General features: G+C 62.9%; 22 protein-coding genes. 7 read left to right on the forward strand and 15 right to left on the reverse strand.

Features of this window, described 5'->3' with window-relative positions; all coding sequences use genetic code 11:
- Window positions 1-5: 5 nt before the first annotated feature.
- From P3G66_RS19085 to P3G66_RS19095, 3 genes are read left to right on the forward strand one after another with little or no spacing between them, the layout of a single operon-like run.
- On the forward strand, window positions 6-947 hold the full coding sequence (locus P3G66_RS19085) for an EamA family transporter (protein WP_276116999.1): 942 nt from the start codon (window positions 6-8) through the stop codon (window positions 945-947).
- A gap of 25 nt (window positions 948-972) precedes the next feature.
- Entirely contained in the window at window positions 973-2,226 is a 1,254-nt protein-coding gene (locus tag P3G66_RS19090; RefSeq protein ID WP_276117000.1) for a MurT ligase domain-containing protein, read from the forward strand.
- A complete protein-coding gene (locus P3G66_RS19095) occupies window positions 2,219-2,932 on the forward strand; it encodes a hypothetical protein (protein WP_007731510.1) in 714 nt (237 codons plus the stop codon). The genes P3G66_RS19090 and P3G66_RS19095 overlap by 8 nt, the downstream gene beginning before the upstream one ends.
- Before the next feature lie 6 nt (window positions 2,933-2,938).
- On the opposite strand, the gene P3G66_RS19100 is transcribed toward P3G66_RS19095, so the two are convergent.
- The 11 genes from P3G66_RS19100 to P3G66_RS19150 form a co-directional block, all read right to left on the reverse strand.
- Window positions 2,939-4,102, reverse strand: coding sequence for a low temperature requirement protein A (locus P3G66_RS19100; RefSeq protein WP_047271595.1), 1,164 nt, complete (start codon window positions 4,100-4,102; stop codon window positions 2,939-2,941).
- A gap of 66 nt (window positions 4,103-4,168) precedes the next feature.
- Window positions 4,169-5,296 (reverse strand): acyl-CoA dehydrogenase family protein, encoded by a 1,128-nt coding sequence (locus tag P3G66_RS19105; RefSeq protein WP_064443018.1) that lies wholly within the window; start codon window positions 5,294-5,296, stop codon window positions 4,169-4,171.
- A 1-nt stretch (window position 5,297) separates the two neighbouring features.
- Window positions 5,298-6,503, reverse strand: a complete 1,206-nt coding sequence (locus P3G66_RS19110) for an acyl-CoA dehydrogenase family protein (protein ID WP_047271591.1) — start codon at window positions 6,501-6,503, stop codon at window positions 5,298-5,300.
- A 17-nt stretch (window positions 6,504-6,520) separates the two neighbouring features.
- Complete coding sequence (locus tag P3G66_RS19115) at window positions 6,521-8,731, reverse strand: acyl-CoA dehydrogenase (RefSeq protein WP_276117001.1); 2,211 nt, start codon at window positions 8,729-8,731, stop codon at window positions 6,521-6,523.
- Window positions 8,732-8,758: 27 nt separating this feature from the next.
- Window positions 8,759-9,889, reverse strand: a complete 1,131-nt coding sequence (locus P3G66_RS19120; RefSeq protein ID WP_276117002.1) for a steroid 3-ketoacyl-CoA thiolase — start codon at window positions 9,887-9,889, stop codon at window positions 8,759-8,761.
- Window positions 9,886-10,740 carry an SDR family NAD(P)-dependent oxidoreductase gene (locus tag P3G66_RS19125; protein WP_020905912.1) on the reverse strand — a complete coding sequence of 285 codons (855 nt, stop codon included), beginning with the start codon at window positions 10,738-10,740 and terminating at the stop codon, window positions 9,886-9,888. Before P3G66_RS19125 ends, P3G66_RS19120 begins: the two co-directional genes overlap by 4 nt.
- A 1-nt stretch (window position 10,741) precedes the next feature.
- On the reverse strand, window positions 10,742-11,950 hold the full coding sequence (locus P3G66_RS19130) for a DegT/DnrJ/EryC1/StrS aminotransferase family protein (RefSeq protein ID WP_276117003.1): 1,209 nt from the start codon (window positions 11,948-11,950) through the stop codon (window positions 10,742-10,744).
- A 32-nt stretch (window positions 11,951-11,982) separates the two neighbouring features.
- Window positions 11,983-13,164 carry a lipid-transfer protein gene (locus P3G66_RS19135; RefSeq protein WP_073512833.1) on the reverse strand — a complete coding sequence of 394 codons (1,182 nt, stop codon included), beginning with the start codon at window positions 13,162-13,164 and terminating at the stop codon, window positions 11,983-11,985.
- Window positions 13,161-13,574: an acyl dehydratase gene (locus tag P3G66_RS19140; RefSeq protein ID WP_047271582.1), complete on the reverse strand. Its 414-nt coding sequence runs from the start codon at window positions 13,572-13,574 to the stop codon at window positions 13,161-13,163. Before P3G66_RS19140 ends, P3G66_RS19135 begins: the two co-directional genes overlap by 4 nt.
- A complete protein-coding gene (locus P3G66_RS19145; protein ID WP_030535713.1) occupies window positions 13,571-13,999 on the reverse strand; it encodes an OB-fold domain-containing protein in 429 nt (142 codons plus the stop codon). Before P3G66_RS19145 ends, P3G66_RS19140 begins: the two co-directional genes overlap by 4 nt.
- Window positions 13,996-14,574: a MaoC family dehydratase N-terminal domain-containing protein gene (locus tag P3G66_RS19150; RefSeq protein WP_073512834.1), complete on the reverse strand. Its 579-nt coding sequence runs from the start codon at window positions 14,572-14,574 to the stop codon at window positions 13,996-13,998. The genes P3G66_RS19145 and P3G66_RS19150 overlap by 4 nt, the downstream gene beginning before the upstream one ends.
- Before the next feature lie 65 nt (window positions 14,575-14,639).
- Between P3G66_RS19150 and P3G66_RS19155 the strand changes: the two genes are divergently transcribed.
- Window positions 14,640-15,353: a TetR/AcrR family transcriptional regulator gene (locus P3G66_RS19155; RefSeq protein WP_178377329.1), complete on the forward strand. Its 714-nt coding sequence runs from the start codon at window positions 14,640-14,642 to the stop codon at window positions 15,351-15,353.
- Here P3G66_RS19155 and P3G66_RS19160 read toward each other — a convergent pair.
- The 4 genes from P3G66_RS19160 to P3G66_RS19175 form a co-directional block, all read right to left on the reverse strand.
- Window positions 15,340-16,812, reverse strand: coding sequence for an MFS transporter (locus P3G66_RS19160; RefSeq protein ID WP_276117004.1), 1,473 nt, complete (start codon window positions 16,810-16,812; stop codon window positions 15,340-15,342). The genes P3G66_RS19155 and P3G66_RS19160 overlap by 14 nt on opposite strands.
- Before the next feature lie 86 nt (window positions 16,813-16,898).
- Window positions 16,899-17,468, reverse strand: a complete 570-nt coding sequence (locus P3G66_RS19165) for a TetR family transcriptional regulator (protein ID WP_042447770.1) — start codon at window positions 17,466-17,468, stop codon at window positions 16,899-16,901.
- Window positions 17,468-18,088: a recombination mediator RecR gene (recR, locus tag P3G66_RS19170; RefSeq protein WP_003943917.1), complete on the reverse strand. Its 621-nt coding sequence runs from the start codon at window positions 18,086-18,088 to the stop codon at window positions 17,468-17,470. Before recR ends, P3G66_RS19165 begins: the two co-directional genes overlap by 1 nt.
- A 12-nt stretch (window positions 18,089-18,100) precedes the next feature.
- Entirely contained in the window at window positions 18,101-18,439 is a 339-nt protein-coding gene (locus tag P3G66_RS19175) for a YbaB/EbfC family nucleoid-associated protein (protein ID WP_003943929.1), read from the reverse strand.
- 109 nt (window positions 18,440-18,548) lie between these two features.
- On the opposite strand from P3G66_RS19175, the gene P3G66_RS19180 reads away from it, so the two are divergent.
- The 3 genes from P3G66_RS19180 to P3G66_RS19190 all read left to right on the forward strand — a co-directional run bounded on the left by P3G66_RS19180 (window position 18,549) and on the right by P3G66_RS19190 (window position 21,241).
- Window positions 18,549-19,349 carry an Rv3717 family N-acetylmuramoyl-L-alanine amidase gene (locus P3G66_RS19180; protein WP_007731541.1) on the forward strand — a complete coding sequence of 267 codons (801 nt, stop codon included), beginning with the start codon at window positions 18,549-18,551 and terminating at the stop codon, window positions 19,347-19,349.
- An 84-nt stretch (window positions 19,350-19,433) separates the two neighbouring features.
- Window positions 19,434-19,730, forward strand: coding sequence for a hypothetical protein (locus P3G66_RS19185; RefSeq protein WP_021332904.1), 297 nt, complete (start codon window positions 19,434-19,436; stop codon window positions 19,728-19,730).
- Window positions 19,730-21,241: an alpha/beta hydrolase gene (locus P3G66_RS19190; RefSeq protein ID WP_276117005.1), complete on the forward strand. Its 1,512-nt coding sequence runs from the start codon at window positions 19,730-19,732 to the stop codon at window positions 21,239-21,241. The genes P3G66_RS19185 and P3G66_RS19190 overlap by 1 nt, the downstream gene beginning before the upstream one ends.
- Window positions 21,242-21,259: the final 18 nt, after the last annotated feature.

Raw genomic sequence — 21,259 nt, forward strand, 5'->3', positions numbered from 1 at the left:
AACGCATGACTCCCCGCGACCGTCTCCTCGGCCTGACCGTGATCGTCTTGTGGGGTCTGAACTTCCTGGCCATTCGCGTCGGCCTGGATCATTTCCCGCCATTCTTCTTCGCAGCGCTGCGATTTCTGATCATCGCGATTCCGGTGGTCATCTTCGTGCCGCGTCCACAGGTGCCGCTCCGCTGGCTGCTGCTCTACGGATTCGGTTTCGGATTCGGCCAGTTCGTCTTCCTCTTCTGGGCGATGCATTCGGGGATGCCGACGGGCCTTGCATCACTTGTCCTGCAGTCGTCAGCACCGTTCACCGTCCTACTCGGCGCTTTCCTGCTCCGCGAGAAGCTCAGCGTCTGGCAGGTCTCCGGTATCGCCGTCGCTGTTGCCGGGATGTCCTTGATCGGCTGGGACCGCTCGCACCACGCGGCACTGCTGCCCGTCGTCCTCACACTCCTCGGCGGCCTGTCCTGGGCGTTCGGCAATCTCGGCAGCCGCTTGGCCGCGGCGAACACCGTCGGCGAGCCTGCACCGATGCGCTTGATGTTGTGGATGTGTGTCATCCCGCCGTTACCGATGCTCGCACTGTCAGCCGTGGTCGAAGGCCCCACCGTCGGCTGGCACGCACTCGGCACCGCATTCAGCGCCGACGCCTGGCCGTCGCTGGTCGGACTGGCCTACATCATCTTGCTCGGCACCATCGCCGGATCCGGGCTCTGGACGATGCTCATGGGCCGCTACCCGGCCGGCATGGTGGCGCCGCTCTCGCTCCTGGTGCCGGTCGTGGGAATCGGCGCGTCCTGGCTGTTCCTGCACGAGGATCCGAGCCCGTTGTCACTGGTCGGGGCAGTAATCGTGATCGCCGGAGCGAGTGCCGCACAGATGAGGCGCAAGCCCGCGAACACTGTTTTCTCGGACACACCTGCAGCCTCACCACCGGCGCGACTCGGCGTCTGACGACGCCCTGTGCCAAACTCGGGCCGTGGGAACTGGACTATCGATCACAGCGCGCGGAAAGCTCGCCATGCGAGCTGCCGCAGCAGCATCTTGGGCATCGCAGAAGGCCGGTCGCGGCAAGGGTTCGATGATCGGCGGGCTGATCGCCCTCAAGATCGACCCGACGCTCATGACTCAGCTCGGACGCGGCAAGCGCACCGTCGTGGTCACCGGCACCAACGGCAAGTCGACGACCACGCGTATGACCGCCGCAGCGCTCGCGACACTCGGTGACGTCGCCACGCAGGCCGACGGCGCCAACATGGATGCCGGGATCGTGGCCGCCCTGGCCGCGCGTACCGATGCGACGCTGGCGGCACTCGAGGTCGACGAACTGCACGTCCCCCACGTAGCCGACGCCGTGAACCCGGAAGTGATCGTGCTGCTCAACCTCAGCCGCGATCAGCTCGACCGGGTCGGCGAGATCAACATGATCGAACGGAAACTGCGCGCCTGCGTCAACGCGCATCCGAATGCGGTGATCGTCGCCAACTGCGACGACGTACTGGTCACCTCCGTGGCATACGACGCCACCAACGTCGTGTGGGTTGCTGCCGGCGGCGGCTGGGCCGGCGATTCCGTCAGCTGCCCGCGCACCGGCGAACCCATCGTGTGGGAGGGAAAGCACTGGCGCAGTACCGGTTCCGACTTCGCGCGACCCGAGCCGGCCTGGTGGCTCGACGACGACAATCTCTACGGCCCCGACGGCCTGAAGATTCCGATGACGTTGACCCTCCCCGGAAAAGCCAACCGCGGCAACGCAGCTCAGGCCGTAGCGGCTGCAGCGGCTTTGGGTGCAGATCCAGTCGGGGCAGTTGCCGCCGCATCGACGGTTCAAGAAGTCGCAGGTCGATACAGCACCGTCGAGGTCGGACCGCACTCCGTTCACATGCTGCTCGCGAAGAATCCCGCCGGCTGGCAGGAAGCGTTGTCGATGATCGATCCCACGGTGGACGGTCTGGTCATCGCGGTGAACGGTCAGGTGCCGGACGGCGAGGACCTCTCCTGGCTGTGGGACGTGAGGTTCGAGCACTTCGAAGGTGTCAAGGTAGTGGCCGCCGGTGAACGCGGAACCGATCTGGCAGTTCGCCTCACGTACGCGGGCGTCGAGCACACTCTCGATCCGGACCCGTTGCGCGCCATCGCTTCCTGCCCTCCCGGACGTGTGGAGGTACTGGCGAACTACACGGCCTTCCGTGACCTCAACACTGCCATCGCGAAGGAGTCTCGCAATGTCTGACTCGACAGTTCGCATCGGTCTGGTACTCCCCGACGTCATGGGCACCTACGGCGACGGCGGCAATGCCCTGATCCTGCGTCAGCGTCTGCGGATGCGCGGCTACGACGCCGAAATCGTGGACATCACCCTCAGCGATCCGGTCCCCGATTCGCTCGACGTGTACACGTTGGGTGGCGCCGAGGATTCCGCTCAGCGCCTCGCAACGCGTCACCTCGCGAAATACCCTGGTCTGCAACGCGCCGCAGAGCGTGGCGCACCGGTTCTGGCGATCTGCGCTGCCATTCAGGTGCTCGGCAACTGGTACGAAACCTCCAGCGGCGAACGCGTCGACGGTGTCTCGATGCTCGACGTCACGACCTCGCCGCAGGAGAAGCGTTCCATCGGCGAAGTCATCACGAAGCCGCTGATCGACGGACTCACCGCGCCCCTCTCGGGGTTCGAGAACCATCGCGGCGGAACAACTCTGGGTAGCTCGGCCTCTGGATTCGCACGTGTCACCCATGGTGTCGGAAACGGCGTCGGTGACGGATTCGAAGGCGTCGTGCAGGGTTCGGTGATCGGGACGTACATGCACGGACCCGCTTTGGCTCGCAACCCCGAACTCGCGGACCTCCTGCTCATGCGCGCCTTGGGTGTGAACGAGCTTGAACCCCTGCATCTGCCCGAGGTCGACAAGCTCCGCAAGGAGCGACTCGCGATTCGCTGACCCGGTTCAGACGGTTTCGGATTTGCCCTCGGTCAGAATCAGTTCCACGGCCAACAGCGCGGCGCAGGCCAGTCCCGCGACCAGTTCGGGCACCGCGGTGTAGGTACCACCGAGCACGACGACTATCGCGACCGAGAACGGCACGAGGGTGCGTACCGAGGAGTCGTGTAGTCGAATGTGGATGAACCACAAGGCGGCAAGGATGACCGCGACCGGAACGGTGACGGCAGCACCCGTCACCAACGCGCTGCCGTCACCGTGATGAGTCCAGAAGTCGACGCGCGAGGCCAACCCCGCACCGATGGCGGCAGCGGCGGCGAAGATGAAGTAGTGACCGAACCCCCAGACGAAGGGTGAGACGTTGTCACCGCCGATCACTTCGCCTGCATTGCGTTGGAAGTACAACCACCACAGGCTGAAGACAATCAGAATGCCGCCGATCACGACGTAGGTGACCTGCGCTGCCGGATGCTCACCGTCCACGGCGTCCTGAATCGCGATGGTGGTCGAAAGGATCGTCTCGCCCAGAACGATGATGAAGAACAACGAGTACCGCTCCGCGATGTGATGCGGGTGCCACGGCGTCATGCCCGGCTTCTCCGACCAGATCGGTACCGCGAATTCGCACAGAACCAACACCAGGAACGTCGGGACGTAAACGGCGGACGGCACGAAGTAGAAACCGATCCAACCGATCTGGACCAACACGATTCCGAGAGCGTATCGACGCGCCGTGAGCGCATGTTCGGGGTCGTTCCGCGAGACCCTGAGCCATTGGATGACCAGGGCTATTCGCATGATGACGTAGCCGACGATGATCAGCAGGGCGTCGTCGTTGAAGAAGCGGACGATGCCGGCTGCAAGGACCAGCGATCCGAGGATCTGGAATATGGTCAGCAGCCGGGCGATTCCGTCGTCGTTGTCGTACGCCGAGGTGAACCACGTGAAATTCAGCCACGTCCACCAGATCGCGAAAAACGCCATCGCGAAGTGCCCGACGCCCGAAGCCGCATGCCCTTCGCTGATCGCGTGGTGCAGACCGGTGGCCGCTTGAGCGACCGCCACGACGAAGCAGAGGTCGGTGAGCAGTTCGAGCGGCGTCGCCACCCGGTGCGGCTCATGCGGGTCCCGCGGAACCAACGGCCTGATGAACGAACTGGTGCGATTCACGAAGGGCAGAGTAGCGCGATGATTGCCGACGCGCTGCCCGTGACTGGAACCTGCGGACTCAGATATTCACGCCGACGCCCCGATCTGGGCTCGGATCTCCAGCTGATCCGCGAGTTCGGCGCCTATCGCCCCCGCGCTCCCCAAAGTGAAGGCGATCTGCCGTCCCCACAGGAAATAGCGGTGAATCGGATAGTCGACATCCGCGCCGATTCCGCCGTGCATGTGCTGGGTCGCGTGCACCACGCGCAAACCGCCGCGTGACGCCCACCATTTGGCGACCAGCGCAGCCGCTTCCGCTTCACTCTCGACTCCGCTGTCCATCAGCCAGGCAGCGCGGTGGGTGGTCAATCTTGTGCTCTCGGTGTCGAGGTACGCGTCGGCGGCCCGGACGGCAACTGCCTGGTTGGTCGAGAGTGGACGTCCGAATTGCACTCGCTCGGAGGTGTATTTCGCCGTCATCGCCAGCGCTTCCTCGCAGACGCCGGTAGCCAGGGCCGCCAGAGCGACCCGCGCACGTCGTAACGTCCAGTCTCGAACCACCGCGCCGTCCGCGGGAAGTGCGTCAGCTGCAGTAACCGCAACCCCGTCGAACTGCACAGCGCTGTTGCTCTCGCGGTTCGTCACCGCGAGCGGTGTACGCACCAGCGCGTCCCGGTCCGTCGGCACGATCATCACGGTGACACTGCCGTCCGGCATCGTCACCGGAACCACCAGTGCGGCAGCGAACTCGGCGGCCGGTACGGAGTCGACGTGGCCCGACAGAACCCAGCCGTCAGGAGCCGGCTCGGCGCGAACTGCCGTCTCGGCGTTGTAGCCGGTGTCGAAGGCGCCGGTGACGATCACCGAGCCGTCGAGCAGTCCCGGAAGCCACGACGCTTTCTGCTCCTTACTGCCGAACTCGGCAATCGGCAGCGCTGCCGTCGAAATCACCGACCAGAGCGGCACCTGGGCGACCCGGCGGCCTTGTTGTTCGAGCACCGCTGCCAGGCCTAGCATTCCGAGTCCCGCTCCCCCGACTTCCTCTGGCAGAGGAATTCCCAGAACGTCGGAGTCGGCGAGGAGCTTCCACAGTTCGGCGTCGAAACCGCCGGCGCCCTCCACTTCCCGCAGGCGGTCCACTCCGGACTTCGCCGAGAAGATCGATTCACTCAGATCCCGCACGGCGGACAAGTTGTCGTCGAATTCGAATTCCATGTCAGCTCTTTTCGTTCTGTGCAGCGGGCCGGCGACGCGCAGCAAGCGCCATGCCCAGACATTTTGCGGCGACAATTTCACGCATCACTTCGTTGGTACCACCGCCGAAGGTGTTGTTCTGGGCGCGTCGACCCAGGTTCTCGACCCGCCCTTCCAGTACCGCTCCGGGTGTGCCGGGGCGCAGTAAGCCCTTGGCGCCCAGCACTTCCTGCAGCATGCCGTACGCACTGACGACGGCTTCGGTACCGAAGATCTTGGCCGCGGCCGAATCCCCGCCGCCCAAGGTGTTGGCGGCGACGTCCGCCACCAGTCGCAGGTTCATCAGGTCGGCAGCACTGAGCAGCGCGTAGACTTCCGCCAATTTCTCACGTACCCAGCCGATGTCGTAGACGTGGCCGTCACCGGCGGGTTCCGTCTTTGCCCACTCGACCACCTCGGCGAAGAGTTCGTTGGCGATGCCACCGCGTGCGGCCAGGGCAACACGTTCGTGGTTGAGCTGGTTGGTGATGAGCTTCCACCCTTGATTGAGCTCACCGACGACATTGGTGATCGGTACCCGAACATCTTCGTAATAGGTTGCCGAAGTGCTGATTCCACCCACGGTGTGAATTTCGGTTACCGAGAAACCCGGCGAGCTGGTCGGCACCAGGACCACGGAAATGCCCTGATGCGTCGGCGCGTCAGGATCAGTACGAACGGCAAGCCAGACCCAGTCGGCAAACACACCGGCACTGGTGAAGATCTTGTTGCCGTTGATGACAAGCTCGTCACCCTCGATGCGGGCGCGTGTTTCGAGTGCCGCGAGGTCGGTGCCCGCATTGGGTTCGGTGTAGCCGATGGCAAAGATCAACTCGCCCGCCAGGATCGGACGCAGGAAGAAGTCCTTCTGAGCTTGCGTCCCGTGCTTGATCAGAGCGGGTCCGACGGTGTTCAGCGTGACCAGCGACAGCGGCGCATTGGCGCGAATCACTTCGTCGTAGAACACGTACAGAGCTTCGGGGTTCTCGCCCCGACCGCCGAATTCCTCCGGCCACCCCAAGCCCAGCCAACCGTCTTTACCCATCCGGCGCAGGATGCGATCGAAGACGGGGCCGCCTTCGGTCTGATCCACGAGAGCACGGCGGTCTTCGTCGTTGATGATCTCCGCGAAGTACGCCCGCAATTCCTTGCGCAGAGTCTTCGACTCCTCCGACAAATCCAAGTACATGGTGAAACTCCTAAGATCTACGAACGCGGCAGGCCGAGTACGCGCTGCGCGATGACGTTGAGTTGAATTTCGACGGTTCCGCCGCCGAACAGAATCGAGGGAAGTCCGATGTGGTCTATCGCGTAATTCGCCGACGGGTCGACAACGGCGGCACGAGGTCCGAGCAGTCGCAACAGATCCCGCGAGCCCTCACGCTGCGCCAGGGCGTTGTACACCTTCGACACGCTGATCTCGGCGCCCGGTTCCTGACCCGCCAGTCGCGCCGACACCCCGCGTAGATTCATCGCGGACAGTGCCAACTCACGAGAGGTACTGCGGCCGAGGCCCTCCACTGCGTCTTCGCGAGAGCAGTCGTGGCTCGCGTCGGCGATAACCTGACGGAACAGCCGACTCGAACCGTGGTGCAGCGTGCTGCCCATACTCAGGCGTTCGTTGGACAGCGTTGTCGCAGCAAGCTTCCACCCTTGCCCCGGCTCCGCCACCAGGCAGTCGTCCGGGACGAAGACGTCGTCGAGGAATACCTCGTTGAACTCCGACTTACCGGTGGCTTGTTTCAGCGGACGTACGTCGATACCTTTCGAGGTCATGTCGACCAGGAAGTACGACAGCCCACGATGTTTCGGAGCGTCGGCGTCGGAACGCGCCAGGCATACTCCCCAATCGGCCTCGTGCGCGCCCGAGTTCCACACTTTCTGACCCGACAGGACCCAGCCACCGTCGACCTTGCGCGCTTTCGTGCTCAGGCCGGCCAGGTCTGATCCCGCGCCAGGCTCACTGAACAGCTGGCACCAGATGATGTCGGCACGCAGCGAAGGCTCGACGAACCTGTCCTGCTGCTCGGCGTTGCCGTGTTCGAGAATCGTGGGCAGCACCCATTCCCCGATCACCGTGGACGGTTGAGCCCAACCTCGCATCGCGAATTCGTGTGCGATGACGGCCTGTTCTCTCGGTCCTGCTCCCAGCCCGTACGGCGCCCGATAGTGCGGGGCTACCAGTTTGGCGTCGGCAAATCGGGCGCGTCGAGCGCTCCCCTTGGCCGGCGCCCAACTGGCGCTGGTGGTTCCGTCGTCGGGCAGCAGCGCAACCTCGTCCAGAACCCTGCGAACCTGCTCTCGTAGTTCAGGCAGCATGTCCGGGTCGACAAAGGAGAAATCCCGTTCCGAATCGGCAGACCGGTCTCCCAACGTGTGTGCCCACTTCACCTCGGAACCCGCCACCGCAGCGATACTGATTGCCCGGCGCCAGTACAGATGCGCGTCATGCTCCCAGGTGAATCCGATTCCGCCGAGCAACGTGACACATTCGAGGGCGTTCTCGATGCCGACGGGCAAAGCGGCCAACGCAGCTTGAGCCGAGACAAGTCTCTGTTGATCCTCGTCGTGCTCTTCGGACCGAGCGGCGTCCCACGCTGCGGCACAGGCAATCTCGGAGCGGACCAGCATCATGGCCGTCTTGTGCTGAACTGCCTGGAAGCTTCCGACCGGACGGCCGAACTGCTGCCGGGACTTCACGTAGTCGACCGCGGTGCGTAGCGCCCACCCGGCGATACCGCTCGCCTCCGCAGCCAACACCGTGTTGACGATCAGTTCGACTCGGTGCGCCTGGAGACCCTCGACGATCAGCCCAGCGTCGACCTTGTGATCGGTCAACGTCAGCGTCCCGATCGAGCGTGTCAGATCCACTCCGTCTTCGACCTCCACCGCAGCGGAAGACGACTGCTCGAGCCGGAACCACAACTCGCCGTCTTCGCTGTTCGCTTGCACGAGAACGACATCGGCTCCGGGCAGACCCAGAGCCGGGTCGGCAGAACCGCTCACGGTCCACCCTGCATCGCTGCGAGCCGCGCGCAATCCCACGCCGGTGCAGATTGCTCCGGTTGCACCGGCAGCCAATTCGGTCAGCATTGATTCCGCAGCCGGGCCGGCAGCTTTTGCGAGGATCCCACTGGCGATGACCGTCGGAACGTACGGTCCCGGGTAAAGCGCATCACCCAATTGCTCGACTACCACCGCCAGTTCGGCAAGACCTGCCCCGTCACCGCCGTATTGCTCCGGCAGGTGCACTGCGTGCAGTCCCTGACGGACCAATCCATCCCATGAGTCCGGCCGATCACCGGCGGCGTACCGCTTGACGTTGCTCCGCGTATCGGCGATTCCACCGAAGCGGTTCGCGAATGCGGCTACCGCTTCCGCCAGGTCACGGTGATCTTCGAGCAGGGGCAGTGCCATGGCAGGTTCCTCAATCTTCGGTTCTTGTCAGATGCGTTCGAGAATCAGGCAGGTGGTTGCGGCGGACGCGCAGATCGCGATCAGCGCGATGGACTTGTCCCGGCGCTCCAGTTCGTCGATGGCATTGGCCAACAGTCTGATTCCGGTTGCACCGGCCGGGTGGCCCAACGCGATTGCACCACCGTTGACGTTCAGCAATTCGGGATCGACGCCGTGAACCTGCGCGAACGACATCGGTACCGAAGCAAATGCCTCGTTGACCTCGAACAGATCGATGTCGTCGATCGTCAGACCGGTGCGGCCGAGCACGATGTTTGCCGCGTCCACGGGACCGTCGAGCATGAACTCGATGTCTCCGCCGATGACGCACTGCGCCAATATCTTTGCCCGCGGCCGCACCCCGAGCATCCTGGCTCGATCCGCGGACATCAGCAGAGCGGCACTCGCACCGTCCGAGACCTGCGAAGACGTTCCAGCGGTGTGCAATCCGCCCTCTTGAACGGTCCGCAGTTTCGCGAGTCCTTCAAGACTCGATTCGCGCAGACCCTGATCCCGATGAACCGGAACGTCAGAGCCCGGAGCGACCACATCGATGATGTGCGAGTCGAAGCGTCCTGCCTCCCATGCTGCCGCCGCCCGCTGCTGCGAGCGCAGCCCGAAGGAGTCGAGATCCTCGCGGCTGAAACCGCGCTTGACAGCAATCCGATCGGCCGCGGTGTACTGGTCGACGGTATCGAGTGACCACGACTCCGGACGTGGTGTTCCGAGGCCGGTACCCACCTTGTAGGTGAGTGGTGCCCGCGACATCAGTTCCACACCGCACGCCACACCCACGTCGACTGCACCGATGGCAATCTGACCGGCAATCAGCTGCACCGATTGCTGCGCGGTTCCGCACTGCGCGTCGATCGTGGTGCAGCCCGCTTTCAACGGAAGGCCCGCATGCATCCAGGACGTACGCACGATGTTTCCGAACTGCTCACCGAGAGGCGTCACACAGCCGCCGATGACCTGGTCGACCGCGTCAGGATCCACGCCCACCCGATCCAGCACGCCCCTCTGCGCATAACCCAACAGTTCCGCCGCGTGGACTCCGGACAGCCAACCCTCACGCTTGCCGAACGGCGTTCGTGCTGCGTCCACGATGACGGGCTTCATGCCAACTCCTCGGTTCGTAATGCCGGGTTCTCCGGTAATGCTGCGCCGTCCAGACCACGCACGGTCAGGGACCACTCGTCGATCAGGTCCAAGCTGACGCTCGAGCGCGCGGTGAACTCGGTGTCGCAATCACACAGCGCTGTGACCGCTTCCACCATTTCTTCCATAGATTCGACCTGATCCGGCCGGATAGTCTCACCGACCAGGACCCTGGCGCCCTCACTGAGCACCGCTGCCCGCGGTTGAACCGTGTTGACGCGAACCCCCTGGCCGTAAAGCTCCACGCCCATGCCGTTGCTCATCCTGTTGAGCGCTGCTTTGGACGCGCCGTACACGGTCATGGCAGTTCCCGGTTCGACCCACGTGAACGGCGGGCCATGCCACGGTTTGACGGTGCCACTGGACACGTTCACGATCCAGCCGTATCCGTTTGCCACCATCCCCGGCACCACGGCTTGCATCAGATCGAGCGGTGCATGGACATTTGCCTCGAACATCAACCGTCGCCGCCGCAGTGGGTAATCCGAGAGCGGCTGATAGATCGCCGCTGCCGCGTTGTTCACCAGGATGTCTATAGTCCCGCCAAGCTTCTCGATCGCCAGCGGCACAACGGTGTCGCGCTGCTGCTCGTCCGTCAGATCTGCGACAACTATCTCGACTTTGGTTCCGTACTTGGCAATTCGAGCCGCAGTCTCTTCGAGACTGCCGGGCAGGGTTGCATGCGTGCCGAGCGTCCGAGCCACGAGGGCGACGTCGGCACCCTCGGCTGCCAGTCGCTCCGCGACGCCCGCACCGATTCCGCGACTGGAACCGGTGACAAGCGCTCGGCGGCCGTCAAAGCGCCTCGTCATGCTATTTGAACTTCGAGGCGAAGCGATTGATGCTCTCCGCAATCCGGGCAACTTCGTCGTCACGCAAACCGTGGCTCATGCCGAGTGTCATGCCGCGGGCAAAAACTGCGTCCGCTTCCGGCAAACCTTCGGCCGGCTGGCGAAATTCGATGTTGTTCATCATCGGGTGACGAATGACGTTGCCGCTCCACACGGTTCGGGTGTCGATGCCGTCGGCCTCGATGGCTTCCTGCAGGTCGCTGCGCGTGAAGGGGGCGTTCTCGTTGATCATCACCGGGTAACACAGCCATGCCGTGTCGAGACCGTCGAGTTCTACCGGCGTCGTGAAGAATTCGGGATGGGCTCCATACGCCGCCGTGAAGGCAGCAAACGTGGCCTTGCGCGTCTTGTAGTTCTCCTCCAGCTTGTCGAGCTGCACGACGCCGTAGGCTGCGCCGAGTTCGGAGGGCTCGAAGTTCCACGACATGAGCTCGAAGATGAAGTCGTTGTCGTAGTCGACGCCGTCGAGTTCTTCACGGAAGACTCGGCCGGATTTGGTGCTACCGAACAGGTTCGGCTCGCTGCGACGGCCCCAGCGGCGAAGCAGCAAAGCCTTGTCGCGGCTGGCTTCGTCGTCGACGCACACCATTCCACCGGTTCCCGCGCACGTGATGATGTGTGCCATCGAGAAACTGGTGACGACGATGTCCGCCCGAGACCCGGTGGGAGTACCGCGGAGCGTGGCGCCGATCGCGTCACACGAATCCTCGATCACCTTGAGTCCATGGCGATCAGCGATATCACGAATGACGTCCCAGTCCGGGCAGTTGCCGGCGAGGTTCGGCATCAGGATGGCACCGGTCTTTTCGGTGACCATTGCCTCGATCTTGGTGACGTCGACGTTGAACGTGTTGGGTTCCACGTCCACGAACACCGGCACCAGACCGGCACGCACGATCGGTGCGATATCGGTGGAGAACGTCAACGGCGACGTGATGATCTCGCTTCCCGCAGGCAGTCCAAGCAGCTCGACTGCCAAGTACAAACCCGAGGATCCCGAGTTGCACATGACGCCGAACTTCTTGCCGGCCAAGGCCGCGATACGTTCTTCCATCTCGAAGACGTTCTTGCCGATGCGCAATCCTTGATGCCCGCTGCGCAAGACGTCGACAACAGCCTGTATTTCTTCCTCGCCGTGGGTGGCCCTGGCGTAGGTGATCCGCTCGCTCATCTTGTTCCTGCTTTCTCGAATAGGCGGCAGATTCAGCGATCTGCCGAGAGGACGAGCGCACTGTGCGGGACGGGAGAGCCGCCGGTCACGAGCACGTTGTCCAGAGTTTTGGTCGGTTGATTGGTGGAGGTGCCGCGGATCAGGCGAACACCTTCGGCAATACCGTTGACGCCGTGGATGTATCCCTCACCGAGTTGACCGCCGTGGGTGTTGATCGGCAGGCGACCGTCCAGCTCGAGATTGCCGTCGGCGATGAAGTCTTTTGCCTCGCCCCGACCGCAGAATCCGTACTCCTCGAGTTGAAGCAGAACCATCGGGGTGAAAGCGTCGTAGAGAATTGCGGCATCGATGTCGTCCGGCCCGATACCGGTCTGGTCCCACAGTTGGCGCGCCACGAGTTCGACTTCCGGCATGCTGTCGATGTCGTCGCGGTAGTAGCTGCTCATCGAAATCTGTTGCGGACCTACACCTTGCGCGGCGCCACTGATGACCGCAGGTTTGTGCGGCAGGTCGCGGGCGCGCTCCGCACTGACGATCACCAGCGCCTGTCCGCCGTCACTTTCCTGGCAGCAGTCGAGCAGGCGGATGGGATCGGCGATCATGCGTGAGTTCTGATGGTCCTCGATAGTGATCGGGCGTTCGTAGAACCAGGCCTTGGGGTTGTTCGCCGCATGCTTGCGTGAGAGGACCGAGATCTGGCCGAAGTCGGCGCTTGTTGCCCCGTACTTGTGCATGTACAGCTTGGCGAGGAAGGCTTCCTGCTGCGCCGGGGTCAGAAGCCCGTACGGGTTGATCCAGTTCCGATACTCCTGGTCCGTCGACGCGTTGTACGCAAAAGGTGGCGGGCCGGCGCCGAATCGGTGACCTGATCTTTCGTTGAAGGCACGGTAGACGACCACAACGTCGGCAACTCCGCTGGAGACGGCAAGCGCTGCTTGTTGAACCGGTGCGCAGGCACCGCCGCCGCCGTGTGGAATTCGACTGAAGAACGTCAATTCCGGGATCCCGAGGGCGCGTGCGACCGCAATCTCAGGATTGTTCTCCATGGTGAACAGCGCAAATCCGTTCACCTCTTCTGCCTCGATGTGAGCGTCGTCGAGTGCGGCGATCACGGATTCGCATGCCAACTGCCATTCGCTACGGCCGGAGTTCTTGGAGAACTCGGTTGCGCCGATTCCGGCGATGGCTGCTTGCCTCGAAAATCCTCGTGTCATGCGATTACCCTTTCCACCGGTTCGAGAGTCACGTCGGCCGTCACGTGTGTTCCACGGGCGTTTTTCCCGAGAACCGTCACGGTGAGCGCCCGGCCGTCTGTGGCGGTGACCTCGCCGGTGAATGTCATGGTGTCTCCGGGAAAGTTCGGAACACCAAGCCGTAGTGATGTTTTGACGATCCGTGATGCCGGGCCGGACCAGTCGGTGATATAGCGGTCGATGAGCCCGTTGGTGGTGTTGATGCTCATGAAGATGTCGGGAGTTCCGCGATCCTGGGCCTTGCCCGGATCGTGATGCACGTCCTCGAAATCCTGAGAAGAGATCGCAGTGGCGACGATCAGCGTTCGATCCAACGGCAATTCGAGGCTGGGGAGGACCGAACCCACTTCGCAGTCAATCAGTTTCGTCATTGCACCGAACCCCGTCGCCTCAGTTGCGGCAGCATCTCGCCGTGAGCGTGCTCGGAGAAGGTCACTTCGAGTTCCATGCCGAAGTCGAGTTCCTCGTGATCGATCCCCGCGATGTCGGCAACCAGACGCGTGCCTTCTTCGAGATCGACGAGTCCGACGGCGAGTGGGTACTCGAAAGCAGGATCCTTCGGGTGATGGATGACCGTGAAGCTGTGCAACGTGCATCGCCGCGTGGATTCGACTGTGTCCCAACTGAACGAGCGGCATTCCGGGCACGCGGGTGCGGGTGGATGGCGCAGCGTCTTGCAATCCGCACACCGTTGGATCTCGAGGCGGCCCTCTTTGGCCGCGGAGAAGAAGAAATCGTTGTCGTCGGTGACGGTGAGTCTCGGAACAGCGGTGTTGCGGGAGCCAGTCTCGCTCATGCGATTACCTCCTGGACTTCGAGTTGGGTACCTGTCTGGACATCTGGTTTGAACCTGAGCAATCGAAAACGCTCTTCGACCAGTGTCTTTCCGCCCTGGTCGACGTACTTCTTGAACAGAGTGATGAAGCACCCGTGACCGAGAGCCGTCTGTTTGAACGGCGAGATCGCTTCGATGGTGAAATATGCGGTGACGTGGTCTCCGGGACTCAACTCCGCGAAATACTCCTGCTCGACGTTGGTCGCGACTACGGACGTGTAGCCGGCCTCGTCCAACAGCCCGAGTAGTCGTGAATAGGCGAAATCCTCGGAGGCTCCGTCGGCGCGAAGTTGTTGGACCTGCCGATAGCGGCGGTAGCCCGCCATCACCCAGGTCGAAATCATGGCGGGCGGACAGACGACGTCTCGACGGCCGGTACTGCGGGCGGCCTCTGCGTCGACGTAGATCGGGTTGCGGTCGTCGTGCGCCTCGACCCAGTTGCGGATCATCGCCTCGTTGACGGCGTAGCGGGCGACGCGGGGTGGTTCGGCCTCTGCGCCGATGAAATTCGGAAACTGCGTCTGCAGGCTCTGCACTGAAATCCTCCGTGAACGAAAGTTGAGCAAGCGCTTGATTTTGAAGCTAGCATAGGAATCCGGAAGTGGAAACACGCGATCTCACCGACGAATTGGTTCGAGCCGGAGCTATCAGGCAGGATTGCGCTACGTTCGACGCCGGCAGCCCGGCACCCCCGAAACCCTGCCCTGAGCAGGACCGACAACCAGTGGAGATTTCAGTGGCATCACCAGATCGTCGGGAGAAGATCCTGGAGAGCTCAGCCGAGCTGTTTGCCAGGAAGGGTGTCGCCACCACGACCGTTCGCGAGATCGGCGACGCCGCCGGTGTGTTCTCGGGCAGCCTCTACCACTACTTCAAGTCGAAGAATGCGATAGTTGCCGAGCTCATGCGCGGCTTCATCACCGACATTCAGCTCCGCTTCGATCAGGTGGAGAGGACGGCAAACGACCCCGAGGAAGTCCTGCGCGGCTTGATCCGCGAGACGCTGGTCGTCATCGAACTACACCCGCACCCGACGGCGATCTACCAGAACGATCGGGCTTATCTTCGCGACAACGATCTCCTGCAATCCGTCGACGGGCCTTCCCGCCAAGTCCGCGAGCATTGGATGAAAGCGATTGCCGAAGGCGTCGATCAGGGAATCTTCCGCAAAGACGTGGCACCGGAAATTTTCTATCGATCGGTACGAGACACCTTGTGGTCGACAACGCATTGGCCGGATCGCCAGAAGTACACCACCGACGAGTTCGCGGATCTGATGATCACGCTCTTCCTCTCGGGATTCAGGGTCGCCTGACCAGATCCGGCAAATCCAGATGTTTCGGGGTTCGTCCCTGCGGCAACAGGATCGACACCGCGAACACGACCACCGCGCAGCCCGCGCACACCAGGTAGGCGACGGAGAATCCGGTCCACGACGTGGAATGTTCCGAACCGCTGATCACGAATGCAGCGAGAATGGTTGCCACCGTCGCACTGCAGATCGTGCTTCCGGACGTCCGCAGAAGTGAGTTCACCCCGTTGGCAGCCGCCAGTCGCTGACGAGGTACGGCAACCAGAATCAGCAGCGAGAGCGTGCTGTACACGATGGCAGTCCCGACCGCTGTGATATCCAGTGCTGCAACCACTCCCCACAGCGGCTTACCGGCAACGGCGTGAATCCCGTACCCGCCGGCGAGGAACACGGCGCCGGTCAACATCGCGGTCCGTGAACCGAAGCGGTCGGTGATACGCACCGCAACCGGTGAGAACAGCACCATCGCGATACTCGCCGGAATCTGGCAGAGCGCTGCCGCGACGATCGACAGGCCGTACCCGGCACCCGGCCCCTTCATCCCCTGCAGCAGTTGTGTGGTGATCAGTGTGTTCCCGAAAAACGCGAACCCGACCAGCAGAGCCGCCAGATGCGGGATCAACACCGCACGTTTCACGAGAGCACGGACGTCGACCAGCGGATTGACGTTGCGCCGCTGTTGAATTACCCAGAGCGCGAACAGCACCGCCGACGCGGCCAGCATGGAGATCACCGCTCCACTGGTCCACCCCCAACTCGACCCCTGAGTGATCGGCACAAGCAGAGCAATCATCGCGGCGCTCAGACCAACCGCCCCGACGCCGTCGAATCTTCCCGACGGATTCGGCTCGGACTCTCGAATGAACAGCACCGCAGCAAGAGTCACGGACAGCCCGATGGCGGTGGTTACCCAGAACAGGACGTGCCAATTCGAGTACTGCGCGATCATCGCAGAAAACGGTATGCCCAAAGCGGTTCCGACGCCGAGCGTCGAACTCATCATGGCCACTGCGCCGTTGACCTTGTTGCGTGGCAATTCGTCACGGAGCATGGAGATTCCGATGGGGATGACTGCCGACCCGGCCCCCTGCAACGCTCTCGCGAAGATGAGGACAGCGATGTCCGACGACAGCGCACACAACATCGAGCCGAGAGTCATCATCGAGAAAGCAACCAGAAGCATCTTCTTCTTGCCGAACATGTCGGCGAGTCGACCGAAGATGGGAGTGACGACAGCGCCGACCAGCAGCGTGACGGTCACCAGCCAGGACACGGCCGTGCGTCCAGCGCCGGTGAAGTGCGGCAACTCCGGCAGCAGTGGAACGATGACCGTCTGCAGAACAGCCTGGAACACTGCGGCGGCGACAACGATGGGGAACAGGAAGCGGGAGCGCGGCTGCGCGAGTCCCGCATCGGAGGTGGTGACTGCAGGCGTGCCCGGCGGACGGTCGAGCGTCGTCACCCCACACCGCCTGTTCTCACTAGGTAAATATCCGTTCACCTACATTAGGTGAACGGATATTTACCTAGCAAGAATTGTGACGCCGCTCACCCGTCGAGCAGCTTTTGCACCAGCGGTGCGTACAGCGCAACCACCTCGTCCTGGGTGCCGGTGGCATGGCCGGCCATCATCCGTCGGCGCATGATCGCCACTCCGACCACCATCGACATCGCCAGTTCCGCGCGCAATCTCGCGTCGGGGCCGGACAGGCGACCGGCGAGGGTGTCGATCATCTGCGTCGAATAGTTCTCGCGCAGCTTGCGGTTGCTCTCTTCACTGACGCCGCTCATGAACAACAAGCTCATGGACAGCGGCTTGTACGACTCCAGCGGCTTGGTGAACAGCGAGACCATGCGCTCGCCGAGCGAGTCGTTCGGGGCGTCGAAGACCGTGACCGCCGCTGCCCGGAAGTCGACCAACTCGTCGTACAACTGCTCTTTGGAACCGAAGTACTTGATGATCAGAGGCGCGCTGACGCCTGCGTCTTCGGCGATGTCCTTGAGCGTGATTTCGCGGTACGGCCGAGTCGCGAATGCTTTCCCGGCCGACGCGATGATCTGCGCACGCGTCTGCTCGGACGTACGACGCACCTGCTGACCTTGCTCCGTGCCGCTCATCAAGCGTTCCGCGACAATTCACGACGGCCGGACAATGCGCGACCCAGCGTCAACTCGTCTGCGAATTCGAGATCGCCACCCATCGGAAGACCCGAAGCCAACCGAGACACCGTCAGCCCCGGAATGTCTCGCATCATGCGAACGAGATAGGTAGCTGTCGCCTCACCTTCCGTGTTGGGGTCGGTGGCGATGATGACCTCGGACACGTCGACGCCGTCCTCCTGATTTGCGATGCGAGCCAACAACTCCCGGATACGCAACTGGTCAGGCCCGATCCCCGAGAGCGGATTGAGCGCACCGCCGAGCACGTGATAACGACCCTTGAACTCACGGGTGCGCTCGACGGCCTGGACGTCCTTCGGTTCCTCCACGACGCAGATCACCGTGCGATCGCGACGTGCGTCGGCGCAGATGCGGCACTTCTCCTGATCGGAGACAGTTCCGCACACCGTGCAGAACTGAACGCCGTCACGGATGCGCTGCAATGCATTTTTCAAACGGTCGATCTCGGGAGGCTCCACGGAGAGCAGGTGAAAAGCGATGCGTTGAGCGCTCTTCGGCCCGACTCCGGGAAGCTTCCCGAGTTCGTCGATCAGATCCTGAACCGGACCTTCGTACACGCGTTCTCGTTTCTAGAAGCCGGGGAGACCGGGAAGGCCTCCGCCGAGTCCGCCGGCCAACGGGCCGAGCTTCTCAGCAGCGACTTCCTGTGCCTTACGCGAAGCGTCCTCGATCGCGCCGATCACCAGATCCTGCAGCGTCTCGACATCTTCGGGGTCGACGACCTTGGGATCGATCTGCAGACCGACAACCTCGCCGGTGCCCTTGACCGTGGCGACAACCAGTCCGCCACCGGCCTGACCGGTCACTTCGGCCTGAGCCATTTCCTGCTGCGCCGCCATCAATTGCTGCTGCATCTGCTGAGCCTGAGCCAACAGAGCAGACATGTCGGGTGCTCCACCTGGTTGCACGAGCGGTCCTTTCTACAGAGTTATCCCCACCAGCGTAGTCGGTGCGCGCTACCGTGAGCGGGTGCGCCGGAACCAGTCAGACACCGTAAAACCGTCAAGAGGGTCAAACATGGCATCACGTGTGTTCCGCTCCACTGCCCTGATCGCCATGGTCGGGGCCGGGCTTCTGAGCGCTGCGTGCACGATTCCGACCGAGACTGCCGAGGCCACGACTTCGGTCGAGGTGTCTCCGCTGAGCACTGTCGCCGCTGACGTCCCCGCTGCGCTCACCGGCAAGGTCGTCTTCCTCGATCCCGGGCACAGCGGGGCGAACGACGACAGCATCAACACCCAGGTCCCCACGGGCCGCGGCGGCACCAAGAACTGCCAGACCACCGGCACCAACACCGATGCCGGGTTCCCCGAGCACACCTTCAACTGGGAAGTCGCGAGCCTGGTCAAGAGCGAACTCGAAGGCCAAGGCGCCACAGTGGTCCTGAGTCGACCGGACGACATCAGCGTCGGATCTTGCGTCGACGCACGCGCCGAAGCTGCCAATTCCTCCGGCGCCGACGTAGTGGTGAGCATTCACGCGGACGGCGCAGCAGCCGGAGCCGAGGGCTTCCACGTCTGCTACTCCGCGCCCCCGCTGAACGCGGTGCAGGCCGGCCCGTCCGTCACCTTTGCCGAAACCATGCGCGACTCACTCGTCACAGCCGGACTCACCCCGTCGACCTACATCGGTGACGACGGGCTGGCACCACGCGCCGATCTGACGGGACTCAATCTGTCGCAGCGGCCGTCGATTCTGGTCGAACTCGGCAACATGCGAAATGCCGACGAGGCAGCGCGCATGACGAGCCCGGACGGTCAGCAGGAATATGCGTCCGCCGTCACCAGCGGAGTCACGGCCTTCCTCACAACCCCCTGACCTGTCTTCTGTGGAGAAATTCCACTTGTCCACAGGTATGTCGGCACCGCCGAAGTAGCCCGCTCACCTGGATACGGTTCTGCCATGGGGCCGATACTTCAGGTAGATTTCGCTGCTCTGCAGCAACTTTCAGCTGATCTGTCTCGAATTGCGGATCAGATCTCGGGGATCGATTCCGCCGGCCCGATTTTCGAAGCCGCGGCGGCCCTGAACTCGTCCGCTGTCGCGGCTGTGTCGACTGGGAATGCCGGCGTCATCGCCGACGCGTACCGGCACCTGGCTACGCAATTGGGACTCATGGCGTCGGGAACCGCTGCCGCAGCACGTCTGTACGACGCTGCCGAGGGCGAAGTGGTGTCCGAACTGCGCGGAGCCTACTGATGCGGCCCACCGTCTCTCAGCTTCGAACGTGGTCACCGGAGAAATTGCTCACAAGCGCTTCGGAACTGATCGACATCGACCGGCAGATCGAAGCTCTCGGCAATGACGCCGGACGCAGCATCGACGCCGTCCGCGAATTCTGGCAGGGACAAGCGTCGAGCGCGGCGGCAGTGCAGTGGTCTGGCATCTCGCTTTCCTCGTCGCGGCTGTCGATTGCATTTCGCGTAGTTGCGGATCTGTATGGCGGAGCGGCCAATACGATCGGTGCGGCGCGAAAATCAGTTCTGGACCTGGTCGAGGAGGCGACTCTCGAACACGGCTTGACGGTGTCAGACAGTGGAGCGGTATCGGCACCTGAGACGAAGCAGCCGTGGAATCTGGCCGACGCCATGCAAGATTCCGAAAACGACACGGCTGCAAAGGTTTTTCAGCAGAAGATCTCCACTGCATTGACGGCACTCGACGACGAAGACAACCGGGCCGCGACTGCTCTGGGTGCGGCATTCCGAGAGATCGGATCACTCCTTGGCAATCAGCCTGATCGCCTCGACCGCACTGTCCTCGACATCCTCGACGGGAGGTCGACACTCCCCGGGACACCAACGGAGCTACACCGACTCTGGGAATCGCTCACGCCCAACGAGAAAGACGCGTTGGCGAGGTGGGATCCGTCCATCGGTAGCCGGGACGGCCTTCCCGCTCTCGACCGGGACTACTACAACCGGCGGTACCTCTCTGCGCTCGAGCAGTTGCCGGATCGAACGGTCGCTGCCGGATACACGGCCGTGCGCGGCGAACTTCGACCGGACACGTTCCTTCTCTCGGTCACTGATGGGCATGCCGTCGTGGCAGTCGGTAATCCCGATGCCGCCGGCAACGTCGCAACACTGGTTCCCGGAACCGGCTCCGGGCTGTCGGGCGTCGGCGGAGACCTGCAACGAACCAAGGCCATGTACGACGCGGCGGTCAGGGCGGCGCCAACGGAAGCCACATCAGTGATCCTGTGGTCCGGATACGACGCTCCCCCAGGCATTCCCGACGCAGCCTCGGATCGGTACGCCGACTCCGCAGCGCCGAGGCTCGACGGCTTCCAGGACGGGTTACGAACCTCGCATGACGGTCCGCCTTCGCACAACGTGGTGATCGGTCATTCCTACGGCAGCACCGTGATCGGTGCTGCGACTACCCGTGGCGCTTCTCTCGACGTCGACGAACTGGTTTTTGTCGCAAGCCCCGGCGTCGATGCCGAGCGCGTGAACGAACTGAGCCTGGACGGCGTCGACTCGGACGAGGTGGCTCACCATGTTCATTCGACGACGGCCTTCTGGGATCCGGTCCAATTGATCCCCAAGATCCTCGGAGTCCACGGGTTCGACCCGTCGGATCCGGAATTCGGCGCGCAGGTATTCACCGGATCTCCCGGGGAGCCTGGGTTCGGAGTTCACAGCGATTACTGGGAAAGCGGAAACCCCGCACTCACCGAATTCGGACGGATCATTACCGGCCCGTGAAAGAAGGCGCCGTACCGG

The sequence above is a fragment of the Rhodococcus sp. C3V genome (genome assembly GCF_029269915.1).
Lineage (GTDB): Bacteria > Actinomycetota > Actinomycetes > Mycobacteriales > Mycobacteriaceae > Rhodococcus_F > Rhodococcus_F qingshengii.